Here is a 15925-nt window from a genome sequence, read left to right as displayed (position 1 = left end):
CGCGGTTCGAAGACGCCGCACCGATGACCTACGTCGGGGTGAGCGCGACGATGTCGTTCGACACCGACGTCACGGTCTCGCTGTGGCGGTCGTTCATGCCCCGACGCCGCGAGATCGCGCATGTCATGGGGACGAGCTCTATTCGATCGAGCAATATCCACCGCGCTTCTTCGACGTCTTCGACCCCGCCACATCGTTCGTCAAGTGGGCGGCGGTCGCGGTGAGCGACGATGTCGGAGCTCCGCCGGGCATGGACCAGTTGCTTTCGCCCGCCGGCCGCTACGCGGTCTTCCTGCACCGAGGTCCCGCTGCCGATGGCCCTGGGACGTATCGGTACATTTTCGGCGACTGGATTCCGAAGTCCGGCCACACCGTTGACGACCGTCCGCACCTGGCCGTCATGGGTGAACGGTACATACCCGACAGTCCGGACTCCGAAGAAGAGCTGTGGATTCCGATCCGGCCGACGAACACCTGAATTGCGGAGACGTCGGCCTTCCCCGCTCTCGTCAACATATGTTGACGAGAGCGGATGACTAGTGAGCTCGTGCTGGGCCGGCCGCCAGATCGGCATCAAGTGCACGCGCTCGGTTCACGCATCGGCCCGCCGGCATCGCCGATGGCCACACTGGTGCGATCTTGTCCGCTGTGGAGCACAATGCCGGATACTCGTCCGCACATGCCGATTGGAGCCGCGTGACCCGAAGCCTCGAAGACGTGGACTCCCCGTGGTCGCCGCGGGAGTGCGAGCTGCTGGCGGTCACCCTGGAGTTGCTCCAGGAGCACGGCTACGACCGGCTGTCCTTGGACGCGGTCGCCACGACCGCACGCGCGAGCAAGGCAACGCTCTACAAGCGGTGGCCGACGAAGGCCGAACTCGTGCTGGCCGCCTTCGTGGAGGGCACCCGGCACGTCGGCGTCGACCCGGACACCGGGACGTTGCGCGGCGACCTGCTCAAGCTGGGTGAGACGATCCGCCAGCACGTCGGCACCCACGCGGGCACCATCCGTGCGGTGCTCGTGGAGGTCTCCCGCAGCTCCGATCTCGCCGCCACGATGCAGGAGCAGTTCCTCGACCAGCGCAAAGCGCTCATGTCGCACGTTCTCGCCCGGGCCGTCGACCGCGGCGAGATCGCCTCGACCGCCGTCACCGAGGACCTCTGGGACGTGCTGCCGGGCTACCTCATCTTCCGCACCCTCCTGAACGGCCGAGCCCCGTCCCGTCGCACCGTCACCGACCTCGTGGACAACGTGCTCATCCCCAGCCTCACCCGTCACAACAATCGATGATCTTGACGCGAGCGAAGGGTTGAGCAGTACGGTCCCGTACCGTACTGTCAACGAAGTTGATATGACTCGAGCCGGCGGGTCGCCGGTCGCCGAGCCCTGCCAACGTGCCGCCGCCCGTCGAAAGGGTCACGTATGCAGCGGGTTTCACTCGGTGGCCGCCTTCTGCGGCAGTGGATGATCCTGGTGGCGATCGTCGTCATCGCCATAGCAGGCTTCGCGGTGTACCGGCTGAACGGCATCTTCGGATCCAAGGACGTGACGTCCACCCCCAGCGGCGCAGCGAACGAGATCGTCCCGTTCAACCCCAAGCGCGTCCTCATGGAGGTGTTCGGACCACCGGGCACCGTCGCGACCATCACCTACACCGACATCGACGCCCAGCCGCACCGGGTCGACGGCGCGACGCTGCCGTGGACGTACGACACCACCACCACCCAGCCCGCGGTCTTCGTCAACGTCTCCGCCCAGGGTGACAGCGATTCCCTCGGCTGCCGGATCACGATCGACGACGTCGTCAAGGACGAGAGAACGGTCACCCAGTTGAACGCCTACACCTTCTGCCTGGACAAGTCCGGATGAGCCAGCACCTCGCCGAGCGCCCGGCGAAGACCGACCGCGTCGCCACGTGGATCCGCCGGCTGGCCCTGCCGATCGTACTCGCGTGGGTGGCGATCGCCGCGCTGACGAACGTGCTGGTGCCACAGCTCGAGGTCGTCGGCGAAGCACAGAACGTGGCGTTGAGCTCACCCGATTCACCGTCGCTGCAAGCCTTTCAGCGGATCGGCGAGAAGTTCGACGAGTTCGACTCTGACAGCGCCGCGATGGTGGTGCTCGAAGGCGAACAACCCCTCGGTGCCGAAGCGCACACCTACTACGACGAACTCGTCAAGCGGTTCGAGGACGACACCACGCACGTCCAGCATGTCCAGGACTTCTGGGGCGACCCGCTGACCGCCGCGGGTTCGCAGAGCCCGGACGGTAAGGCCGCCTACGTCCAGGTGTTCCTCGCCGGCAATCAGGGCGAGGCGCTGTCGCTGGAGTCGGTCGACGCGCTGCGGCAGATCATCGCCAATACGCCTGCGCCACCAGGCATCAACGCCTATGTCGCAGGCTCGGCGGCGCAGATCGCCGACCAGTTCGAGGTCGGTAATGAGAGCACGGTGCTCGTCACGCTGCTGACCGTCGGCGTGATCGCGGTGATGCTGCTGATCGTCTACCGCTCACCGGTGACGATGATCCTCGCCCTCGTCACGGTGCTCATCATGATGTCGGCGGCCCGCGGAATCGTCGCGTTCCTGGCCGATTCCGGATTCATCGGCCTGTCGACGTATTCGACGAACATCCTCACATTGCTGGTGATCGCCGCCGGCACGGACTACATGATCTTCTGGCTCGGCCGCTATCAGGAGCGGCGCAACGAGGGCATGGACCGCGCGGCCGCCTACATCGACGCGTACCGCGGGACCGCGCACGTCGTCCTCGGCTCGGGGCTGACCATCGCGGGCGCCGTTGCGTGCCTGCACTTCACCCGTTTGCCCTACTTCCAGAGCCTCGGCATCCCGGCGGCCATCGGCGTGCTCGTGGCGCTGGCGGCCTCGCTGACGCTGGCGCCCGCCGTGCTGGTGATCGGCAGCCGCTTCGGCCTGCTCGACCCCAAACGCAAGACGGCCAAACATGGTTGGCGGCGGATCGGCACCGCGATCGTGCGGTGGCCGGGGCCGATCCTGATCGCGACGATGGCGCTGGCGCTCGTCGGACTCGGGGCGCTGGGCGGGTACAAGGTCAGCTACGACGTGAGCCCGTACATGCCCGACGACGCCCCGTCCAACGTCGGGTATGCGGCGGCGGAGCGGCACTTCTCGAAGGCACGGCTCAATCCCGAACTGCTGATGATCGAGACCGATCACGACCTGCGCAATCCGACGGACATGATCCTGCTGGAACGGGTGGCCAAGGCCGTGTTCCACACGGAGGGCATCGCGCAGGTGCAGTCGATCACGCGGCCGCTGGGCACACCGCTGGACCACACGTCGATCCCGTTCCAGATCAGCGCCAACAGCGCCGCGCAGATCAACAACCTGCCGTATCAAAAGGCCAGGGCGCAGGATCTGCTCAAGCAGGTCAGCGAGATCAACACGTCGATCGACACACTGCGGCAGCAGTATGCGCTGCAGCAGCAATCCGGCGAGATCACCCACGAGCAGAGTGAGGCGTTTCAGAACACGGTGGCGATCGCCGCGGAGCTGCGGGACAAGATCGCCAACTTCGACGACTTCTTCCGGCCCATCCGCAACTACTTCTACTGGGAACCGCACTGCTACGACATCCCGATCTGCTGGGCGTTCCGGTCGCTGTTCGACGCGCTGGACGGCATCGGCGAGCTGACCGATCAACTCGCCAGCGTGTCGGGGAGTATCGCCAAGCTCGATGAGCTGCAGCCGAAGCTGCTGGCGTTGATACCGCCGCAGATCGCGGTGCAGGAGACCAATCGCGACCTGACGATGACGAATTACGCGACGACGTCAGGGATCTACGATCAGACGCAGAAGGCGCTGGAAAACTCGACGGCGCTGGGCAAGGCGTACGACGCGTCGAAGACCGACGATTCCTTCTATCTGCCGCCGGAGGTGTTCAGCAACTCGGAATTCATCCGCGGGCTGAAGCTGTTCCTGTCACCGGACGGCAAGGCGGCGCGAATGATCGTGACGCACGAGGGCGATCCGGCGACACCCGAGGGCATCTCGCACATCAACGAGATGCGCGACGCCGCAAAGGCGGCGGTCAAGGGCACACCGTTGGCGGGGTCGAGCATCTACATCGGCGGGACGGCGTCCACGTACCAGGACATCCAGGAGATGGCGCACTACGACCTGATCATCGCCGGCATCGCGTCGCTGACCCTGATCCTACTGATCATGATGTTCATCACCCGCAGCATCGTCGCAGCGCTGGTGATCGTCGGCACGGTGGCGCTGTCACTGGGGGCGTCGTTCGGGGTGTCGGTGCTGGTGTGGCAACACATCCTCGGCATCCAGATGTACTGGGTGATTCTGCCATTGGCGGTGATCCTGCTGCTGGCGGTGGGGTCGGACTACAACCTGCTGCTGGTGTCGCGGTTCAAGGAGGAGATCCACGCCGGCATCAACACAGGCATTATCCGGTCGATGGCGGGCAGCGGCTCGGTGGTGACGGCGGCCGGCCTGGTGTTCGCGTTCACGATGGCGTCGTTCATCTTCAGCGATCTGCTGGTGCTGGGGCAGATCGGTACGACGATCGCCCTGGGACTGCTGTTCGACACGCTCATCGTGCGGTCGTTCATGACGCCGTCGATCGCCGCGTTGCTCGGGCGGTGGTTCTGGTGGCCGGTGAAGGTGCGCCAACGGCCGGTGCCGCAGAAGTTCGGCGACGAGGACACCCGCCAGCTCTCGCTGTTCTGAAGCTTGCCGACTGAACCACGCGGGAGCGGGCACCCACCCCTACAGTGACCAGAGGTCCAGACAGGGGGCGGGATGACATCGGTGAGCACAGCGGCGACGTCGACGTGGGCTCCGCTGCGCTCGCCGGTCTACCGCGCGCTGTGGATCGCGCAGCTCGTCTCCAATCTCGGCACCTGGATGCAGACGGTGGGCGCGCAGTGGATGCTCGTGGGCGATCCGCGGGCGGCCGTCCTGGTCCCGCTGGTACAGACCGCCACGACGCTGCCGGTGATGCTGCTGGCGCTGCCGTCGGGTGTCCTCGCCGATCTGATCGACCGGCGCCGGCTCCTCATCGCCACCCAGGGGGCGATGGCCGCGGGAGTGGGCCTGCTCGCCACGCTGACCGGTTTCGGGTTGACAACGCCGGCGGTGCTGCTGACGCTCTTGTTCGTCATCGGCTGCGGGCAGGCCTTGACCGCGCCGGCGTGGCAGGCGATCCAGCCTGATCTTGTTCCCGCCGAGCAGATTCCGGCCGCGGCCGCGTTGGGCAGCATGAGCATCAACGGTGCCCGGGCGATCGGACCTGCGATCGCCGGGGTGCTGGTGTCGTTGTCCGGACCGACCCTGGTGTTCGCGCTGAACGCCGTCTCGTTCGTGGGCATCGTGTTCGTCCTCATCGCGTGGCGCCGCCCCGCCGTCGACAACGGCTATCCCCCCGAGCGGGCGCTGGCCGCGCTGAGCGCGGGCGGACGGTTCATCCGCAGCTCCCCCATCGTGCGGCGAATCCTGTTACGGGCGGCGCTCTTCATCGCACCGGGCAGCGCCATCTGGGGTCTGCTGCCGGTGATCGCGAGCGACCGGCTGGGGTTGTCGTCGGCGGGGTACGGGTTGCTGCTGGGGGCGCTCGGCGCGGGTGCGGTGCTCGGCGCGTTCATGCTGTCCCGGCTGCGGGCGCGGTTCGGCCAGAACACCATGCTGACGCTCGGTGCGGCGGGCTTCGCGGTGGCCACCGCGGTGCTGGCGCTGGTGCCGAACTTCACGGTCGTGTTCCTGGCCCTGGTTGTCGGTGGCGCGTCATGGCTGCTGTCGCTGTCGACTCTCAATGCGTCGATGCAGTTGAACCTGCCCGCATGGGTACGGGCCCGCGGATTGTCGGTGTATCAGCTGATCTTCATGGGTGGGCAGGCGTTGGGTTCGGTGGTGTGGGGAGTGCTCGCGGGGACCACCACCAGTTCGATCAGCCTGCTGGTGAGCGCCGCGCTGCTGGTGGTGTGCGGACTGTCGTCGTTGTGGTGGCCGCTGCACGCCGGCACCGGCAATCTCGACCTGACGCCGTCCGCGCACTGGCCCGAACCGACGCTGACCTTCGAGCCCGAACCGTTGGACGGGCCGGTCCTGGTGTTGACCGCGTATCGCGTCGCGGCATCGGACGAGGAGGGCTTCCTGTCCGCGATGGCCGTGCTGGGTCGGTCACGTCAGCGCACCGGGGCGGCGGAGTGGCGCCTCTTCCGGAGCGTGGAGCACGAGTCGACGTTCGTAGAGTCGTTCGTCGTGCGGTCGTGGGGCGAGCACATGCATCAGCACTATGTCCGCCTCACCGGCCAGGACCGGCTGATCGAGGAGGCCGTCGAGCGCTACCTCGACGGCCCAGCGGTGTCCGAGCACTATCTGGCGGTGCGCGACAGGAAGTGAGTTGGGCCCAAGGCGCTTTCGTGAAGGCGGGAATTCACACGCGGATGACGGTCAGCCCGGCGACACCGTCGAGTGCGTCGAAGTCCCCGTCCTGGGTGACGACGGCGAGGCCGCGCGATGCCGCAATGGCCGCGATCCACAGATCGTTGATGCGCACGCGACGACCGGCCTCGGCGAGATGGACACGCATTCGTGCCCACATTCGCGCAGCATCTTCGTCAACGGGCAACGCAGCCAGGTCGGAGACGGCGTCGAGCGTTGTCAATCGCTGCGCTCGGGTGTCGGCGTCTGCGGCAGCGAGGACTCCGGTGTTGAGTTCGGCCACGGTGATCACGGTCGTCGCGACTTCGTCCGGAATGCGCGAAGCATCGAGCGACCGACCGCTTTCGTGGGCGATGAACACCGACGTGTCGAGCACACCGGCCGCGGTCACCGTAGCGGCTCGAGGTCGTCGGTGGTTTCCCCGGCGAGGGCGGCGAGGTCGTCGCGCAGGCCGGGGTCAGCCTGTGCACGACGCATCCGGCTGACGAACTCTTCTCTGCTGAGCCAGCGTCGCCGCGCGGGCTCGAAGGGGACGAGGCGGGCGACGGGCCGGCCATTGACCGTCACGGTGATGTCCTCGCCCGCCTGAACGCGGCGGAGCAACCCCGCCGTCTCGTTGCGCAGTTCCCGGGAGGCCACTTCGCTCATGCTACGATCGTAGCACTTGTGTAGCACTCACGGCTCGCGCCTCTAAGTGGCCCGACGTCACTGCGCCACGACTTCCTCGCCGAAGAGGTCGCCATGGTCTCTCGCCGAGTCGATCAACTCTTCGTGATAAGCCGGAGCCAAGTTGTCGATCGCCGCAAGAGCTTCGTCGGTCAGCTCCTCGCGAATCCCGCTCCGTGCGTGGGCGAACGGCACGTACGCCCTCAACAATTCCGGCGCGTTGATCTGAACCTCGAGCGGAATGCCGTCGTCGTCATACGATGCACCGGCCAGCGCATGCCGGATCCGCGCCGCACTCCAGCGCAGCGGATCCCCGGTCCCCGTTTCCAGAACTGCATCCAGCACCTCCCGGTAGCCGGAGCCGGCGAACCGCCTTCCCACCGTCGACGCGAAGAACTCGTCGATCACTGCTTCGGCCTCCTGCCAATCCCAGGATGGACGGCGATAGGCTTCACCGCCGTCGGGGAGGTGACCGACAAGCCACACCAGCAGTGGGCGACAGCCCGGAGATGAGTCGGAATCGTCAGGGAAGAAGGCATGTTCGAGTCCATGACGGATCCACGCTTTCGCATCGGCGAGACTCAGAGCGGCGCTGCTGAAATCCTGCCGGTCATCGCCCCGCATAACCTCGTCGATAGGCGTCGCCCACACCGACACGTCGGCGACCTCCGAGAACATGTTGTGGTTTATGGCCACCGCGCAGGTCAGCTCCTGCCCGCCGGCCAGTCGTGCGCCGAGCCACAATTCATCACGGTCACCAAGAATGTGCGTCTTGCGCACTACCCGGTGAACGCGAATGTCGGGCAGGTGAGCCAGCCACGTCGGCAACAGGTGCGTCCGTGTCTCCACCTCCAGTCGGCAGCGAGCTTTCCACTCCGCGTCGTCGGGCAGGAGTTCGGCCAACACGGCCAACATCGCCGTGGACTCCCGGACCTTCATGCCGATGTAGGCGGCGATCACGACGTCGAGCGGAAACGGCTCTCGCTTCTCCGCTTTCAAGTAGCCCCACCGGTCCGGTTTCGACAGATGGATCATCCCGCTGGCGAGCGCGAGCAGCTTGATCGGATGTCCGCGCGTCAAGGCGCGGCGCACCTCTTTGATCAACGGCAACTCACCTGCGTCCTCGTTCCTACTTCTCCTGCGGCGTGCGTCGCGCCGCCCCTGCTTGGCTCTTCTCCGCCTGCGTCCGTCGTCCATGGCGCGGAAGCTACTCCCGACGGGTGACATCGCCGGACTACAGTGCGGCCATGGCCGGCATCGTCCTCACCGACGAGTTCCGTCATGCGCTGGACCTGTTGGCCGGCGGCCGCCACCTCTTCCTGACCGGAAAGGCCGGCACCGGCAAGTCCACGCTCATCCGGCTCTTCACGGCCGACACCGACCGCAACGTCGTGGTGGTCGCGCCCACCGGGATCGCCGCGCTCAACGTCGACGGCTACACCATCCACCGGCTGTTCGGCTTCCGCACCACCACGACGCTCGACGACATCCGCAACGGCGCCTACCGCCCGGGACGGTTCACCAAGACCCTGGCATCGCTGCAGACGCTGATCATCGACGAGGCCTCGATGGTCCGCGCCGACGTCTTCGACATGGTGGCCGCGGCGCTCCTGCGGTTCGGACCCGCTCCCGGCGCACCCTTCGGCGGCGTGCAGATCGTCCTGGTCGGCGACCTCTACCAACTGCCGCCGGTGGTCAGCGAACACGAAGCGGGCTTCTTCACGTCCACGTACGAAACGCCCTACTTCTTCTCCGCCCGCAGTTTCGACCGCGACGACTTCCCCACCATCTCGTTGACGACGGTGTTCCGGCAGCTCGGCGATGACCGGATGACAGCGATCCTCAACGAGATTCGCGAGGGCGTACTCCTCGGCCACGCGCAGCAGCAGCTCAACGCCCGCGCCGACGCCGACTTCGTGCCGCCCGACGGCGAGTTCTGGCTGACCCTCGCCCCGACCAACCGGCTCGTCACCGCACGCAACCGCCAGCACCTCGAACGGCTGCCCGGCGACGAACTGGTCCACCAGGCGCGCGCATCCGGTGACTTGTCGCTGTTCGACCCGCCGGTCGAGGAGACGCTGCGATTCAAGGTCGGCGCGCAGGTGATGATGCTCAACAACGACCAGAGCGACCGCTGGGTCAACGGCAGTATCGGCCGCGTCGTCGGTGTCGGCTACGACCGCTACGGCGCCGTCGTCGAAGTGGAGTTCCCCGACGGCTCGGTCGCCGACGTCGCTCCCTACACGTGGGAGGCCACCCGGCCGGTGGTGTCCGGGTCCTCGCTGGGGCGCGAGGTCATCGGCTCCTACACCCAGCTGCCGTTTAAGCTGGCGTGGGCGATCACGATCCACAAGAGCCAGGGCCAGACGCTCGACCGGGTGATCGTCGACCTCACCGGTGGCATGTTCTCCACCGGCCAGCTCTACGTCGCGCTGAGCCGCTGCACGTCGCTGGCCGGACTGGTACTGAAACGCCCTGTGCTGCCAAAGGATCTGAAGACCGACCGTCGCATCGCCCGCTTTTTGCGCACCGTAAACGGCGGCACGGGCACGCGACGGTACTGCGCGATCGGCATGCTAACCGTCGGCGACGAGGGCCGGATGTCGCGGCCCCGGCCGGTCGAGCTCGCGGTGGCGTTCGACGACGGCACCGCGCTCTCGACGCTGATCAACCCGCAGCGCGACCTCGCCGATGCGCGAACGGCCTACGGCATCACCGTGTCCGATGTGCTGCTGGCGCCGACACTGCGCGAGGCGTGGGCGGTGATCACACCGATGCTGGCCGGCTGCACCCCCGTCGGGGTCGACGTCGATGACCAGCTCGGCCTGATCGACTTCGAACTCAAGCGCCTGGGCTTCGTGACGGCGATGCCGCTGGGCGTCGAGCTGCGCGGTACGCGGATCTCCGGGCGCACCGCGCTGGAGCGGGCCCGCTCGGCGTTGAGCGCCCACGGCGGCATGCCCGCCGAGGACGGCTCGTCACCGTTCGAGGACCCCGACGCCGTCGAGTCGTCGGGCCTTCTCGTGAGCCGCGACCCCGACGCACCCACACCGGTCGCCGACCACCTGCCGGGGCTGTCGGCGCTGCTGCGGGTCAGCCGCGATGTCAGCGCGGTGCTGCTGGGCGCTTCGGTGCCACGGGACCTCGACGCGCCGGCGGATGCGGCGGCACGGCAGTCGGTGGCCGACCAGCTGCGGGTGGCGGCGGCGCGGGTGCAGCTGCCGAAGGAGGTGGCGGCCCGGCTCGAGGAGGCGTCACGGCTGCTCGGCGTGGACATCGACACGGACGCGCTGTGTGCCGGCGTCGACGACATCGCGGCGACGCTCGCGCCGGGGATGCGCATCTGCTTCACCGGCACGGCGCAGGACAGCTCGGGCCGGATCGTCGAGCGGCCCGAGATGGAGCGGCTGGCCGCCGAGGCGGGGCTGACGCCGGTCAAGACGGTGTCGAAGACCCGCTGCGATGTGCTGGTGACCGCCGAGGTGGGCACGCAGTCGGGCAAGGCGCGCAAGGCGCAGGAGTACGGCAAGCCGGTGTTCTGCGCAGACGACTTCTTCGCCTGGCTTGATACCCGCTAACCGGTTGTCCCGCTTGGGTACTGTAGGCGCGGCGAGGAGAGGGCACGCTGTGATCACCCACGTTTTCTTCGATTTCTTCGGCACACTGGTCGATTACGACCCGTCGGTGCATCCGGCGAATCGCAATGCGCCGTGGGAGTTCGCGCGGCGCGCGGATGTGCCGATCTCAGAAGACGAGTCGGATAAGAAGTGGCAGAAGGTCTGGGACGATCTCGACGCCGACGCCCATCGAACAGGCCGAGAGTTCTCGATGCACGATGTGGCGCATCACTTTTGGCGTTCCATCGGATCGCCCGCGGTCGGCTCGGATTCCACCGACGCGTTGATCGCCGAGTATTTCGAGGCGTGGACGGCTGACGTGTTCGTCGCCGCCGGAGCCTTGGAATGCGTCGCCGATCTGGCGTCCGACCACACCCTGGCGATCGTCAGCAACACCCACGATTCACGGTTGGTTCCGCGGCTCGCACGCCAGTTCGGGTTGCACGATCACTTCGACCGTATCGTGACGTCCGTCGACGTCGGCTGGCGCAAGCCTCATCCGAAGATCTACGAAGCCGCCCTTCGTGACTGCCAGGCATCTGCGGGCAACGCGGTCTTCGTGGGCGACAACTGGACGGCCGACGTCGAGGGACCGCGACAGGCGGGGATGTCGGCGATCTATGTCGGTCCGCCCGCCGAGGAGCGCCCAACCGTCACGTTGAAGGAGCTTCCGGAGCTCGTCCGGTCACTGGCTTGAGCAGTGGTCACCCGCTTGCGCTCGAACCTTCGGTGTTGAGCAGCAGGACCCGCGTGTCAGGGCCGAGTCCGAATCGCGAGCGCGCCGGTTCGGCGGCCAGGATCCTCAGCGCGGCGAGTCCCGCGGCGCCGCAGGGACCGGCATCGAGCCCCTCTGCGGCGAGATCAGCCACGGCCCGCGTGGCCGCCTCGTCGTCGACCACCACAGCGCCCACGAGCCCGCGCTGCAGATCGGGCCAGGCGAGATAGGCGGGGGTGCCGCAGTTCAGCCCCGCCATGTTGGTCTGCCCGGTGGGCACGGTCGTCAGGGCGCCCGCGGCCAGGCTGGCCCGCAGGCAGTCGGCGACCTCGGGCTCGACGGCGATGACGCGGCAGTCGGTCCGGGAACGGGCGAAGGTCACCGCGGCGTGGGCGAGCGAGCCGACTCCGGCGGGCACGACGACGAGATCGATGCCCGCGCTGAGCTCTGCGGCCTGTTCGGCCGCCTCGTCGAAGAGAGTGGCATAGCCGTCGACGATCCACTGCGGAACGTCCTCGTATCCCGGCCACGAGGTGTCCTGCACCAGAAGCGCTTCCGGATCGGCATCGGCGAGCTCGGCAGCCTGCCGGACCGCGTCGTCGTACGACACGTCGAGGACGCGCACCTCGGCGCCTTCGGCACGGATCAGGTCGATGGCCCGCTCGGAGACCCCGCGCGGGATGACGATGGTCGCCGGCAGCTTCATCAGCGCCGCCATCCGCGCCACCGCGCGTCCGTGATTGCCGTCGGTGGCGGTGACGAGCCGGGGCCGGTCGACCGTGCTGCGTTGCAGCGCACAATGGACGGCCCACGACGCGCCGAGCATCTTGAAAGCCGGCAACCCCAGTCGCAGCGACTCGTCCTTGACCAGCACCGCGCCCAGTCCGAGCGTCTCGGCGATCGCCGGAAGCGTCAGCAGCGGGGTCACGGCGTAGCCCGGCAGGGTTTCGTGGAAACGCCGGATGTCCTCGGTCCCCCGCGGTTCGGCGGTACGGCCGGGGGTCCAGCCGGGGTTGAGCAGAAACGGTTCGGTCGTCAGCACGACACACCTCCTGCCGACGAAGACTAGGCGCAGTCCGGGCGGCGCAAAATCTTCGATTCCTGCCGTTGATCCGGCAGCATCGCTGAAGTGTTTCCCTAGACTCGAGTGATGTTGGATGTGCGCCGGTTGCGATTCCTCGTCGAGCTGAGCCAGCGCGGCACCATCGCGGCGGTGGCCGCCGCTCTGCACATGAGCCCTTCGGGTATCTCCCAGCAACTGGCGCTCCTCGAACGGGAAGCCGGTGCTGCACTGCTCGAGCGGATCGGTCGCGGGGTGCGGCTCACGGAGGCGGGACAGCGGCTCGCCGATCGGGGCGCCGACATCCTGGCCGCCCTCGAGTCGGCGCAGTCCGAACTACGGTCACCCGAGGAGCCACCGACAGGGACGTGTCGAGTGGCGGCCTTCGCCAGTGCTGCCCGGGCGCTGGTTCCTGCGCTGCTCGACTGCCAACAACGTCATCCGGGCCTTCGGGTCGAACTCGTCGAATCCGAACCCGAGGTCGCGGTGCCGGCGCTGCTGACCGGCGATTTCGATCTGGTCGTCAGTGAGGAGTATCCCGGCGGCACACCGGCGTTGCCCCGCCACGTGCACCGCGAGATCCTGGCGGAGGACCCCCTGGAGATCGTCGTTGCGTCGTCGTTGCTGGGAACGCGCGACTTCGCGAGAACGGCGAAGAACCTGCCCTGGGCGCTGGAACCCGTCGGCGCCGCGTCGCGCTCCTGGGCAGTGCAACACTGCCTGGGCCTGGGCTTCACACCCACCGTGCAGTACGAGTCCTACGACCTGAACCTGCTCCTTCTGGTGGTACATCAGAGCGCCGCGGCCAGCATCCTGCCGCGATTGGTGCTGCCGCCTCAGCGGGAGACCGCCTCGCTGGTCAGGTTGGAGACCGGCTGGTCACGACGACTCGTGGCACTCACCCGCCGCGCGCGGGCCGGTGACCCGTCCGTCGCAGCCGTCCGGCGTTCGCTGCAGGGGCAGTTCCGCGAATCGGTAGTTCCAGTGACGAATCGACTGCAGTGACTCACGCTGTTCCTGGGTGTGCAGGCCGGGGATACTCGGAGCACGACGACCCCTACGAGGGCAGGAGGCCCATGGTGCCGCAAGTGGCGTTGACGACGGATATCGGTGAGGGACTTGGCCGTTGGAGCCTCGGGGACGACGATGCCCTGCTCGAGATCGTCACCAGCGCGAACATCGCCTGCGGCTTCCACGGCGGCGACCCGGGCATCATGCGACGAACGTGTGCCATCTCGGTCAAGAACGGCGTGGCGATCGGCGCGCAGGTGAGCTACCGCGACCTGCACGGCTTCGGTCGCCGCTACATCGCCATGCCCGGCGACGAGCTGCGCGACGACCTGCTCTACCAGATCGGGGCGCTCGAGGTGTTCGCCCGACTGGCGGGCGGCAAGGTCGGTTTCGTGCGCGCGCACGGCGCCCTGTGGACCGTCGTCACCAAGAACACCGAGCACGCCCAGGCACTGGTGGACGCCACCGTGGAGTACGGCGGAGACCTGCCGCTTCTCGCGTCGCCCGGCACCGAGGTGTGGCGACTCGGCGAGCAGGCCGGCCTGAGAATGGTCGCCGAGGCTTTCGTCGACCGCGCCTACACCCCGGAGGGGCTGCTGCAGTCCCGCCTCGAGCCGAACGCGTTGCTGACCGACGCCGACGCCGCCTCGGCACGAGCCGTGCAGATGGTCAAGGAGGGTCACCTCACGGCCAACGACGGCAGCGAGGTCGACGTCACCGCGGAGGCGCTGCTCGTGCACTGCGACACCCCCGGCGCCGTCGACATCGCGAGGAAGACCCGCGCCGCGCTCGAGGCTGCCGGGGTCGAGCTCGTACCCATTCGGTGACTTCTCGAGTCGCCGACGTGCCGGCATTGCGGCCCTGCGGCGAGCACGCATGGCTCCTCGACCTCGACGACAACGCGATGGTCCACCGTTGGGCCGCGGCGATCCGCGAGGCGGAACTGCCAGGTGTGCGCGAGGTGGTACCGGGACTGACCACCGTCCTCGTCACCTTCGACGCCGGCCTGACGAACGCATCCGCGCTGCGCGCCGCGCTCGGCACCCTGCAGCCCCGTCCCGACCAGTCAGAAGGTCACGATCATCACGTCATCGACGTGCGGTACGACGGTGAGGACCTCGACGACGTGTCGAAGCTGACCGGCCTCACCGTCGCCGAAGTGATTGCCGCCCATACCGAAAGCGTCTGGACCGTCGCCTTCTGCGGCTTCGCTCCGGGTTTCTCCTACCTGGTGGGCGGTGATCCACGGTTGTACGTGCCCCGGCGCGACGAGTCCCGCGTGCGGGTGCCTGCCGGTGCGGTCGCCATCGCGGGCGCGTTCTCGGCGGTCTACCCCCGGGTCTCCCCCGGCGGCTGGCAACTGCTCGGCCACACCGACGCGGTGCTGTGGGACTCCGCTGCCGACCCGCCTGCCGTCCTCCGCCCCGGGGCGGTGGTGCAATTCCGTCGTGTCCGCCCATGAGTCGGCTCACCGTCGAGTCGGTCGGCGTGTTGGCACTGCTGGAGGACCGCGGCAGACACGGGCTGGCCCACCTCGGCGTGGGGCAGTCCGGCGCCGCCGACGGCGCATCGTATGACCTGGCGAACAGACTCGTCGGCAACGTCGCGGGCACACCGTGCCTCGAAGTCACCTTGGGGCGCATGGCTTTCAGCGTCGATGCTCCGACGTTGATCGCGGTGACCGGCGCGCCGGTCAGCATCACGTGCGGCGGCCGCGCACACGGCATGAACGCCGCGTTCACGGCGCCGGCCGGACATCGCATCACCCTCGGCGCCCCGACCGCGGGGCTGCGCACCTATGTCGCGGTCCGCGGCGGCCTCCGCGGCCAGGACGTGCTCGGATCGATGTCGTGGGACACCATGGCCCGGCTGGGGACGCCACCTCTGCTAGCCGGTGACGTCCTCCCACTCGGCAGCGCCGCGGCGGACTGGCCCGCACTCGACTTCGCTCCCGTCGCGACGTGGGGCGCCGAACCGCTGGTATTGCCGCTGCACCTCGGGCCCCGCGACGACTGGTTCTGCGACGAAGCCCTGGACCGGCTGGGCAGCGCCGAATTCACCGTCACGTCCGACGCCGATCGTGTCGGGATCCGGCTCGCCGGTCCGGAGCTTCCGCGGCGGCGAAGCGGTGAGCTCGGCAGCGAGGGCGTGGTCCTCGGCGCACTACAGGTCCCCACCCGGGGTCGACCGACACTTTTCCTGGCCGACCGGCCGGTGACCGGCGGATACCCGGTCATCGGTGTGGTGCCGGAAGCGGCGGTCCACCGGGCCGCCCAGGCAGTACCCGGCACCTGTGTCCGCTTCGCTGTCGCCGGCCGATTATTCACTGGCAACGACTGACAAAGAGCGACTCTCCACTTGGCTAGTAGTGACATGGATGGGCGGCAGCTTCGTCACCTAACGTGGCGTACCTCAC

Annotated in this window: 15 protein-coding genes; 11 read left to right on the top strand and 4 right to left on the bottom strand. The window is 67.8% G+C overall.

Translation table 11 applies throughout. From position 1 onward, the window contains the following. Positions 1–82 precede the first annotated feature (82 nt). From O6P37_RS25740 to O6P37_RS25720, 5 genes are all read left to right on the top strand, one after another. Entirely contained in the window at positions 83–478 is a 396-nt protein-coding gene (locus O6P37_RS25740) for a GyrI-like domain-containing protein (protein WP_269896750.1), read from the top strand. A 218-nt stretch (positions 479–696) separates the two neighbouring features. After that, on the top strand, positions 697–1290 hold the full coding sequence (locus O6P37_RS25735; protein ID WP_269896749.1) for a TetR/AcrR family transcriptional regulator: 594 nt from the start codon (positions 697–699) through the stop codon (positions 1288–1290). 132 nt (positions 1291–1422) lie between these two features. Beyond that, the gene (locus O6P37_RS25730) at positions 1423–1869 is read left to right on the top strand and encodes an MmpS family transport accessory protein (RefSeq protein WP_269896748.1); all 447 of its coding nucleotides are present in this window, start codon (positions 1423–1425) and stop codon (positions 1867–1869) included. Then, positions 1866–4727 carry an MMPL/RND family transporter gene (locus O6P37_RS25725; protein ID WP_269896747.1) on the top strand — a complete coding sequence of 954 codons (2862 nt, stop codon included), beginning with the start codon at positions 1866–1868 and terminating at the stop codon, positions 4725–4727. The genes O6P37_RS25730 and O6P37_RS25725 overlap by 4 nt, the downstream gene beginning before the upstream one ends. 72 nt (positions 4728–4799) lie before the next feature. Further along, the gene (locus tag O6P37_RS25720) at positions 4800–6398 is read left to right on the top strand and encodes an MFS transporter (protein WP_269896746.1); all 1599 of its coding nucleotides are present in this window, start codon (positions 4800–4802) and stop codon (positions 6396–6398) included. Between the two features lie 34 nt (positions 6399–6432). Here O6P37_RS25720 and O6P37_RS25715 read toward each other — a convergent pair whose 3' ends face one another. The 3 genes from O6P37_RS25715 to O6P37_RS25705 are packed head-to-tail and all read right to left on the bottom strand — an operon-like array spanning position 6433 to position 8303. Beyond that, a complete protein-coding gene (locus O6P37_RS25715; RefSeq protein WP_269896745.1) occupies positions 6433–6831 on the bottom strand; it encodes a type II toxin-antitoxin system VapC family toxin in 399 nt (132 codons plus the stop codon). Next, positions 6828–7088 (bottom strand): type II toxin-antitoxin system Phd/YefM family antitoxin, encoded by a 261-nt coding sequence (locus tag O6P37_RS25710; protein ID WP_269896744.1) that lies wholly within the window; start codon positions 7086–7088, stop codon positions 6828–6830. Before O6P37_RS25710 ends, O6P37_RS25715 begins: the two co-directional genes overlap by 4 nt. 57 nt (positions 7089–7145) lie before the next feature. After that, on the bottom strand, positions 7146–8303 hold the full coding sequence (locus tag O6P37_RS25705) for a hypothetical protein (protein ID WP_269896743.1): 1158 nt from the start codon (positions 8301–8303) through the stop codon (positions 7146–7148). A gap of 50 nt (positions 8304–8353) precedes the next feature. On the opposite strand from O6P37_RS25705, the gene O6P37_RS25700 reads away from it, so the two are divergent. Together O6P37_RS25700 and O6P37_RS25695 are read left to right on the top strand one after the other, a co-directional pair. Then, positions 8354–10684, top strand: coding sequence for an AAA family ATPase (locus tag O6P37_RS25700; protein WP_269896742.1), 2331 nt, complete (start codon positions 8354–8356; stop codon positions 10682–10684). 13 nt (positions 10685–10697) lie between these two features. Then, positions 10698–11420 carry an HAD family hydrolase gene (locus tag O6P37_RS25695; protein ID WP_269896741.1) on the top strand — a complete coding sequence of 241 codons (723 nt, stop codon included), beginning with the start codon at positions 10698–10700 and terminating at the stop codon, positions 11418–11420. Positions 11421–11427: 7 nt separating this feature from the next. On the opposite strand, the gene O6P37_RS25690 is transcribed toward O6P37_RS25695, so the two are convergent. After that, complete coding sequence (locus O6P37_RS25690) at positions 11428–12480, bottom strand: pyridoxal-phosphate dependent enzyme (RefSeq protein ID WP_269896740.1); 1053 nt, start codon at positions 12478–12480, stop codon at positions 11428–11430. A 108-nt stretch (positions 12481–12588) separates the two neighbouring features. Here O6P37_RS25690 and O6P37_RS25685 point away from each other — a divergent pair, with 108 nt between their 5' ends. The 4 genes from O6P37_RS25685 (at position 12589) to O6P37_RS25670 (ending at position 15849) form a co-directional block, all read left to right on the top strand. After that, positions 12589–13503 carry a LysR family transcriptional regulator gene (locus tag O6P37_RS25685; protein ID WP_269896739.1) on the top strand — a complete coding sequence of 305 codons (915 nt, stop codon included), beginning with the start codon at positions 12589–12591 and terminating at the stop codon, positions 13501–13503. A 71-nt stretch (positions 13504–13574) separates the two neighbouring features. After that, positions 13575–14336: a LamB/YcsF family protein gene (locus O6P37_RS25680; RefSeq protein ID WP_269896738.1), complete on the top strand. Its 762-nt coding sequence runs from the start codon at positions 13575–13577 to the stop codon at positions 14334–14336. Then, on the top strand, positions 14333–14971 hold the full coding sequence (locus tag O6P37_RS25675) for a 5-oxoprolinase subunit B family protein (protein WP_269896737.1): 639 nt from the start codon (positions 14333–14335) through the stop codon (positions 14969–14971). The genes O6P37_RS25680 and O6P37_RS25675 overlap by 4 nt, the downstream gene beginning before the upstream one ends. After that, on the top strand, positions 14968–15849 hold the full coding sequence (locus tag O6P37_RS25670) for a 5-oxoprolinase subunit C family protein (RefSeq protein WP_269896736.1): 882 nt from the start codon (positions 14968–14970) through the stop codon (positions 15847–15849). Before O6P37_RS25675 ends, O6P37_RS25670 begins: the two co-directional genes overlap by 4 nt. Positions 15850–15925: the final 76 nt, after the last annotated feature.

This window comes from Mycobacterium hippophais (genome assembly GCF_027529605.1).
Taxonomy (GTDB): domain Bacteria; phylum Actinomycetota; class Actinomycetes; order Mycobacteriales; family Mycobacteriaceae; genus Mycobacterium; species Mycobacterium arseniciresistens.
The sequence above is the reverse complement of the archived record's forward strand: the minus strand, read 5'-3'. Positions and strand labels throughout refer to the sequence as shown.

Excerpts from the sequence above, each read along its gene's own strand:
- O6P37_RS25725 (WP_269896747.1), top strand. The coding sequence starts at position 1,866 with ATGAGCCAGCACCTCGCCGAGCGCCCGGCGAAGACCGACCGCGTCGCC.
- O6P37_RS25700 (WP_269896742.1), top strand. The coding sequence starts at position 8,354 with ATGGCCGGCATCGTCCTCACCGACGAGTTCCGTCATGCGCTGGACCTG.
- O6P37_RS25680 (WP_269896738.1), top strand. The coding sequence starts at position 13,575 with ATGGTGCCGCAAGTGGCGTTGACGACGGATATCGGTGAGGGACTTGGC.
- O6P37_RS25705 (WP_269896743.1), bottom strand. The coding sequence starts at position 8,303 with ATGGACGACGGACGCAGGCGGAGAAGAGCCAAGCAGGGGCGGCGCGAC.
- O6P37_RS25730 (WP_269896748.1), top strand. The coding sequence starts at position 1,423 with ATGCAGCGGGTTTCACTCGGTGGCCGCCTTCTGCGGCAGTGGATGATC.
- O6P37_RS25670 (WP_269896736.1), top strand. The coding sequence starts at position 14,968 with ATGAGTCGGCTCACCGTCGAGTCGGTCGGCGTGTTGGCACTGCTGGAG.
- O6P37_RS25710 (WP_269896744.1), bottom strand. The coding sequence starts at position 7,088 with ATGAGCGAAGTGGCCTCCCGGGAACTGCGCAACGAGACGGCGGGGTTG.
- O6P37_RS25720 (WP_269896746.1), top strand. The coding sequence starts at position 4,800 with ATGACATCGGTGAGCACAGCGGCGACGTCGACGTGGGCTCCGCTGCGC.
- O6P37_RS25685 (WP_269896739.1), top strand. The coding sequence starts at position 12,589 with ATGTTGGATGTGCGCCGGTTGCGATTCCTCGTCGAGCTGAGCCAGCGC.